The organism is Cellulomonas sp. PhB150 (assembly GCF_003755175.1).
In the GTDB taxonomy this organism is placed as follows: Bacteria; Actinomycetota; Actinomycetes; order Actinomycetales; family Cellulomonadaceae; genus Cellulomonas.
This window is the reverse complement of record NZ_RKHX01000006.1, coordinates 127,383-134,892: the sequence shown is the minus strand read 5'-3', so window position 1 is coordinate 134,892 and position 7,510 is coordinate 127,383. Positions and strand designations below refer to the sequence as shown.

4 protein-coding genes are annotated in these 7,510 nt (G+C 76.0%); 2 read left to right on the top strand and 2 right to left on the bottom strand.

The window, feature by feature from the left end; genetic code table 11:
- The first annotated feature begins 307 nt into the window (after positions 1 to 307).
- Positions 308 to 982, top strand: a complete 675-nt coding sequence (locus EDF34_RS17360) for an SAF domain-containing protein (protein ID WP_123372764.1) — start codon at positions 308 to 310, stop codon at positions 980 to 982.
- 45 nt (positions 983 to 1,027) lie between these two features.
- On the top strand, positions 1,028 to 1,561 hold the full coding sequence (mscL, locus tag EDF34_RS17355) for a large conductance mechanosensitive channel protein MscL (RefSeq protein WP_233575460.1): 534 nt from the start codon (positions 1,028 to 1,030) through the stop codon (positions 1,559 to 1,561).
- A 61-nt stretch (positions 1,562 to 1,622) separates the two neighbouring features.
- Here the strand turns inward: mscL and EDF34_RS17350 are convergent, their stop codons facing one another.
- Together EDF34_RS17350 and EDF34_RS17730 are read right to left on the bottom strand one after the other, a co-directional pair.
- Complete coding sequence (locus tag EDF34_RS17350) at positions 1,623 to 1,907, bottom strand: hypothetical protein (protein WP_123372763.1); 285 nt, start codon at positions 1,905 to 1,907, stop codon at positions 1,623 to 1,625.
- A gap of 61 nt (positions 1,908 to 1,968) precedes the next feature.
- Positions 1,969 to 6,912, bottom strand: a complete 4,944-nt coding sequence (locus EDF34_RS17730; protein ID WP_233575459.1) for a hypothetical protein — start codon at positions 6,910 to 6,912, stop codon at positions 1,969 to 1,971.
- Between the last annotated feature and the right edge of the window lie 598 nt (positions 6,913 to 7,510).

The window sequence follows — 7,510 nt, the reverse complement described above, 5'->3', positions numbered from 1 at the left end:
CTCGCTCAACGGCCGACCCCGCCAAACCCTTGGCTGGATGACACCATCAGAGAAGCTCAACGAGACACTCGTTGCGATGACTGGTTGAGACCGCCCGCTGCCGGACGGCACGAGTGCTTCAACGATCTCTGCAGCGATCTCTGCAGCGATCTGCGGGCCTCGCGAGTCCGTCGCTCTCGGGCTTGGTCACCCCGCGGCTGGTGGGCCACCCGTCGAGCTGTCCACAGCCCACGGTGAGCCATCCGGCGTCCACAGGTCCGCGTGAGGGCGGGCTCGCTCGCCGCGGGCCGCGCCTAGCGTCCGGTGGGTGACCTCGTTCGTCGATCTCCCGCCGCCCCTCGCGCGGCGGCGCGCACCGTTCCCGGTGATCGTGCGCGCGCTGCTGTGGCGCTGGCGCGCGCTCGTCGTCGGGCTGTGCCTGGCCGTGGTCGTCTCCGCGGCGATCGATGCGCTCCGGCCCCCGCCGCCCGAGTCGGTCGCGGTCGTCGTCGCCGCGCGGCCCGTCGCTGCGGGCGCCGTGCTCAGCGCCCGCGACCTGCGGCTCGTGCGCGTCCCGGTCGCCTACGCACCAGCCGAGGCGGCCCGCGAGGCCGCGCCCCTGGTCGGGTCGTCGACCGCGGTCCCGCTCACCGCCGGGACACCGCTCGTGCCGGGCGTCGTCGTCCCCGACGACCTGTCCGGTCCGCCCGGCACCGTCGTGGCCGCCGTGCGGCTCTCCGACCCTGCCGTCGCCGCGCTGCTGGGGGCCGGGATGCGGGTCGACGTGCTCGCCGCGACCCCCGAGGGCGACACCGGCACGGTCGTCGCCTCGCGCGCGCTCGTGCTGCCGTCACCGGCCCGGGACACGGCCGCGGGCGGCCCGTTCGCGGTGGCGTCGGACGACGAGAGCCTGCCGGTCCTGCTCGCGGTCGCGCCCGACGAGGTCGACGACCTGGCCGCGGCGTCGGCATCGGCGTTGCTGTCCGCGGTGGTCGTGCCATGATCGGCGACGACGGACCGATCGGGCAGGGCTACCGAGGAGGCGCACGTGTCGGAGACCAAGGGGACGAGCGCCGTGGGAGCGCGGCTCAGCGGGCTGGCGAAGGTGGGCCAGGGGTTCAAGGACTTCATCGCGCGGGGGAACGTGGTCGACCTCGCGGTCGGCGTCGTCATCGGCGCGGCATTCGGCAAGGTCGTGACCGCGTTCGTCGAGGCGGTCCTCAACCCCTTGATCGGGTGGATCTTCGGGCAGCCCAACCTCGACAACATCTGGAACATCGGGCCCTACACCTGGGACAAGGAGGCGGACGCTCAGGCCATCCAGGTCGGAGTCGTCCTCACGCAGGTCCTGAACTTCGTGCTGACCGCGGCTGCGATCTACTTCTTCATCGTGCTGCCGCTCAACGCGCTGGCCGCGCGGCGCAAGAAGGGCGACGAGCCCGAGCCCGCAGCCCCTGCCGAGGACATCCTGCTGCTGCAGGAGATCCGCGACCTGCTGGCCTCCCGCCCGAACCCCGCGACGGCGAACGACACCGGGTCGCCGGCCACGCCGCCCCCGCCGACCTACCCGCCGACCGTCTGACCGTCGGGACTCCGCCTGGCCGCTCGGCGCTCCGCACCGCCGTCAGCGACGGGACCTCGGGCTACCAGTGCGGGGGCTTGTCCTGTCGGAGCCGGTCGTCGTTGGCGTCGTCGCGCTCGCCCCAGCCGACGTCCGAGTCGTCCGCCGCGCGGAACGGCAGCGCTCGTTCGCGCGGCTCGGTCGGCGGCTCGCCCGGCTGCTCGACCGCCTGCACGGCCGGCCGGGCGGTCGGCGTCTCGGGCTCGACCGCCGGGGCCGGGTGCGTCGAGAGCAGCACGGAGTCGTCGGTCCCGACCGTGCCGGCCGGGCGGATGACCCGCGGACGGCGCGGGCGGGGTGAGGTCACGGTCCGATGATCCCACCGCTCGCGCGCCGGCCGAAGCCGGTGACCGGCCTGACCCCGAGGGTCAGGCTTCGCCGGCCATCCCCCGGGTCACGGCACCGCGCACGGCCGTGTCGACGCGGTAGCTGCGGCGCGTGATGCCGAGCTCGTCGCGCAGGGCCGCGGCGAGCTGGTCACGCGAGCGCTCCTGGCCGTCCGAGCGCAACCAGGCGACGAGCTCGTCGAGCTGGTCGTCGGAGTACGCGCCGATCGGCAGACCCTTGCGCACGTCGGGACGCTGACGCGTCGGGACCGCGAGGACCAGCTGCAGGGGCTTGGACGCGGTCGACGGCTCGGTGGTGGCCGGGACCGGGGGTGCCGGCGCGGGCTCCGCCGTCACGACCGGCTCGACCACCGGCGGCACGACGGGCGCCACGACCGGCGTCGGCGACGACGCGGCGTGCGCGGTCCCGGCGACGTGCGGCTCCTCGGGGACAGCGGCCCGCTCGCGCGGTGCGTGCGCGGAGGCCGGGGCGAGGATCTCCATGAGACCGCCGTGCACCGACGCCATCGGCTGCGCGGGCTCCGGCTCCTGGGCCGGCTCAGGGGTCCGGGCGGAGACCTCGGGGGTGCCCGCGGTTCGCGCGGTGCCTGCGACCTGCTCCGGGTGCGCACCGATCACCGTGATCGTGCCCGTTCCCGTGCTGGTGTAGCTGGCCGCCGTCGGGTTCGCGGCCGAGGAGTCGGCGACCGGCGGGACCGCCACGACGTCGTCGACTGCCTCCGACTCGTCGGCGACCACGGGGACGCTCAGGGTCGGCGGCCGCACGTCGTGGGGCTCTGCCGGGACGCGGGCGTGGACGGCGCGACGGATGCGGTCGACCTCGGCCTGCGGGTCCAGGAACGCCGCGGCGGACCACACGCGCACGACCGACCAGCCGAGGTCGGCGAGCCGGTCGGCGACCAGGCGCTCGCGCACCCGGATGCTCGGCTCGGCGACGTAGGCCTCGTCGTCCGTGAGGACGGCGACGAGCATCTCGCCCGGGACGTCGGGGTGGCCGACGACCATGGGGATGCGGGTGCCGCCGGGGATGCCGTAGTCGACGTCGACGACCAGGCCGTGGCGCCACAGGCGCTCGGCGAGGTCGAGCAGGAGGCGGTCGGGCTCCGGTGCGGCGGCCGGCGTGTCGCCGTCCGGGCCGCTCTCGCCGGTCGCCTCGTCGGTGCGGACCTCGAGGCCGGCAGCGGTGCTCGACGCAGGGTCGGTGCTCGACGCAAGGTCAGTGCTCGAAGCAGAGTCAGTGCTCGGCGCGGCATCAGCGCTCGGCGCGGCATCAGCGCTCGGCGCGGGGGCGCTGTCGTCCGCCGCCGGTCCGCCGGCGACGACGTCGACAACGGCACTCTCGTCGACCTCGACCTCGACCTCGACCTCGCCGTCGCCGTCGCCGAGCGCAGTGTCGGGCACCGCGTCGGGCACGGCGTCGGACGCCACGTCCCGCACGACGACCCCGTCGCTGACGATCCCGGTCAGCGAGCCCGCCTCGGCGACGAGCGCGTCGTCGTCCCAGCGCGCGCCCAGGTCGGTCCCGCCGGCCGCACGCGACTCGGCGAAGGCGAGCAGGTCGCGCAGCAGGCGCGGACCGGGCCCGCGCAGGCGGGTGCTGTCCAGGTCGTCGGCGGCGAAGCACGAGACCACGGTGAGCCGGCGCGCGGTCGAGCCGAGCGCGTCGAGCAGCAGCGCGTCGCCACCGGGCGCGCTGACGGGGCCGAACGTGTGCAGGACCCGGCGGTGCGGCGTGCGCCCCAGCCCGAGCGTCAGCACCACGGCGTCGCGGCGCAGGCCGCCGACGTTGGTGAGGTCGGTGACGACGAACGGGTCGGCGCGGCCCGCGTCGAAGAACGCCGCGAGGGCCGGGTTGCTGCGGACCTCGGAGAGCACGGCCTCGCGGACCGCCTCGGCGTGGGCCGGGGTCACGGTGACGACGGCGAGGGACTCGTCGGCCCGCATGAGGGCGTGGTCGAGCACGAGCTCGAGGACGCGGTCGACCTCGGCAGTCGTCGTCGCGACCATGCCGGAGCCGCCGTCGGGCATGCCGGTGCCGTCGACGACCTCGACGTGCACGAGGGGCACCTGCTGCGGCAGCGGCAGCGCGCTGAGCACCCCGTCGTAGCCGTGCTGCGCGAGGAACGCGGTCAGGTAGGGGTCACGACGCGAGGCGCGGGCGTGCAGCGCGACGCTCGGCAGGACGCCCGCGAGCTCGCGGACCGCGGAGCCGGACGCGCAGCGCGCGTCCCCGACGACGACGACCTGGCGGCCGCGCGCGACCGCCGCGAGGGCGACCTCGACGGGCAGGTGCGCGGCGGAGTCGATGAGCACGAGGTCGACCGTGCGCGAGGGCGGCAGCACCTGCGGCACGAGCATCGGGCTCGCGGCGATCACGGGGCGCAGGCGACGCGCGACGTCGGGGTGCCGGCCGAACGTGTCGCGCAGCGACGTGAGCCGCTCCTCGACGAGCTCGGCGAACAGGTCCTCCGCCTGCGCGCGGTGCTGGCGCAGCACGGTGCCGACGTGCGCGACGGCACCGGACAGGACGGGCCCGGACAGGCGGTCGACGTGCTCGCGGTCGAGCCGCACGTACTGCGCGGCCAGCGCGCCGAGCGTCGCGCCGTCGTAGCCGGCGAGCGTCGGCTCGGCCGTGAGGATCTGCTCGATGACCGTGCTCCACCAGGCCAGGTCGAGCTCGGCGGCGGCCAGCGTCGGGTCCACGGAGCGGTGGGCGAGGTCGTCGACCAGCGCGCCCAGCCCCGCGCCGCGCAGGCGGTGCAGGAGGCCGGTCCGGTCGGGCAGCGTCTCGAGCGCGGCCACGCCCGCGCGCAGCCGGGTCAGCCGCTCGATCAGTGCCGGCAGGGCGAGCGTGCTCAGCGCGCCGCCGTCGGGCGTCCCGGCGAGCACGTCGTCGAGCGCGTCGAGGTCGACGCGGATCGCTGCGAACTCCTCCTCGATCTGCTCGAGGCCGTCGGGCAGCCGCGGCCAGCCGCCGCCCGGGCAGTGCGCGTGCCAGACCTGCCGCTGCTCGGCGACCTCCAGGAGCGCACCGTGCAGGTCCGCGACCGGGCGGCCCGGGCGGACCATGTCCTTGGCCTGCTTGCGGAGCCGACGACGCACGACGGCGCCCATCTCCACGCCGTGCTCCTCGCGCCACTGCGAGGTGGCGGTCGCCGCGACGAGGTCGGAGGCCGTGCGCTCGAAGACGATCGGCTGGAACACGTCGAGCGCGCCCCGGACGCCGTCGAGCATCGTGAGCTGCTCCGCCCACGCGGCGAGCGTCGTCGCCCGCGTCAGCCCGGTCTCGTTGGCGACCTGCTCGGTGCGCTCGACGAGCAGCGGGAGCGCGGAGTCGAGCAGTCGCTCGAGGCGCCGGACGGCGACGTCGGCGTCGGCGCGGGTGCGCAGGTCGGCGCCGTACCAGGGGGTGTCGCCCGGGCGGACGCGGAACGCGCCGAGCTCGCCGACGCGCGTGAGCAGGGTGCCGAGCTCCTCGCGCTGCGCCGCGTCGAGCACGCGCGCCACGTCGGGGGCCAGCCGGACGGTGGTGCGCGGGGTCGGGCGCGTCGAGGTGAGCCGGGCCAGCTGCTGCAGGGCGTCGTAGGCGGACACGCCCCACGGCTCGCGCGGAGCGTGCAGCCCGACGACGTAGCCGCGCAGCTGCTCGCGGTGCGCCACGAGCTCCGAGCGCAGGGCGTGCAGGCCGTGCGCGTCGACGACCGGCGCCTCGAGCGTCATGGCGCCCAGGAGCCGTCGCGAGGCAGCCGTGCGCCAGCCGGCCTCGGGCGCGACGTCGAGGACGAGGTCGCCCAGCCCGAGGTGCTCGAGCCGCTCGACGAGCGCCGTGGCGGACCGACGGTGCCCCGGGACGTACAGGACGGTGCGCCCGGACGCGGCGGCGTCCGCGACGAGCGCCGCGAGCGTGCCGGTGACGTCGGCGCCCGTGGGCGCGTCGACGAACAGGTGCGTGCCGGTCGCGACGACGTCGAGCACGTGCTGCTGCGCGGGGTCGAGGTCGCCGACGCCGCGCTCGAGCGCGGGGTCACGGTCGCCGACGACGGGGTCGGGCAGCGCGCGGCCGACGAGGGCCTCCGCGTCGACGCCCGCGAGCGCGGCGATGACCTCGTGGCGGTCCAGGCTGCCGGCGAGCTGGTCGAGGTCGTCGACGAGCACCTGGCCCGGGTGCACGAACGCGCCGACGACGACGCGCTCGGAGAGGGAGAAGTCCTCGAGCACGGCCTCCCCCAGCGACGCGAGCCGCTGCAGGGCCCCGCGGGGGTCGAAGCCGGACGGGGTGAACGCGCCGCGCGCGACCGCGCCGGGGTCGAGGAGCGCACCGCGCGAGCGCAGGGCCCGCGCCAGGACCGGGTTGACCTCGAGCGAGGGCTCGAGCGCGAGCTCGTAGTCCGCCTCGCCCGAGCCGCGGGCGCGCAGCGTGACCGGTCGCAGCAGGACGGGGGCGCGGACGGTGCGAGGCGATCGGTCGACGGGCTCGTCGACCGCACGTCGCTGGCGCGTGACCGAGGCCAGCGCACCGACGTCGTCCTGCGCGGACTCGGGGGCGATGCGCTCGGTCCAGGTGGCCACGCCGATGGCGAGCGACGTCGGGGCGATGCCGTACTGCTGCGCGTAGGAGGCCGATCGCGCGCTGACCGCGCGGGCGCGTCGTCGGGCGGTCGACAGCGCCGAGCCCTCGCGCACGAGGTTGGACAGCCGGGTCTCGCGACCGGCGAACAGCTGGGCCATGCCCGAGGGGTGCGCCGCCGACAGGTCGAGCGCGGCCTCGCCGAGCAGCTCGACGTCGGCCAGCGTGGAACCACCCGCGGCCTCGACGAGCGCGGCGCGCCAGGTGGCGACGGCACCCTCGACGAGCTCGCCCGCGGACGGGGGCTCGACGAGGACGACGGCAGGGTTGTCGGTGACGGGAGCGTGCACCTGGCCCGGTGTGGCTCCCGTGCCGGGCGCGCGCGCAGGAACGGTCACTCGTCGACGGTAACCGCGGCCCGTCCGCCAGCCGCGCAGACACACCCGCACAGCGCGACTTCCCGCCCCGATCCGCGTCACCACCGCCCGGAACCCCCTCGGGCGGCGGGGCCGAGGTCGGCGGTTCGGTATCAGGTAGTCGGATGCAGCCGACGACCTGTCGACGGACCGACGACCTCGCGGTCGGACCCCGGACCGGGCGGGGGCGCCAGGCACGCAGGGCGGCCGGCGGGCCGCGGCCCGGGAACGACGAAGGGCGGGACCAGGTGGTCCCGCCCTTCGGAAGTAGACGACGGTGCGCACCGCGCAGGGGGCAGGCGATGCGCACCGTCAGGTGTGAGTCTGCGCCACCGATGGCCTTCTGGTCAAACGTCCAGAGCACTCGACCGGGTGATTCTGCGAGCCCTCGACGAACCTGTGAACCACCTGTCAGGAGCGCCCGGCGGGGTCTCCTGCTGGACCGCTCAAGACCGCGGCCCTCGACCGGCGGACGGCATGCCCCTGACCAGCGGATTCATCCGTTCGGGTGCCGAGATGGTGCCCCGGGCAGCGGACGGTCCGGTGCCCCGGGCACGCACCCCCGGGCCGTCGATGTCTG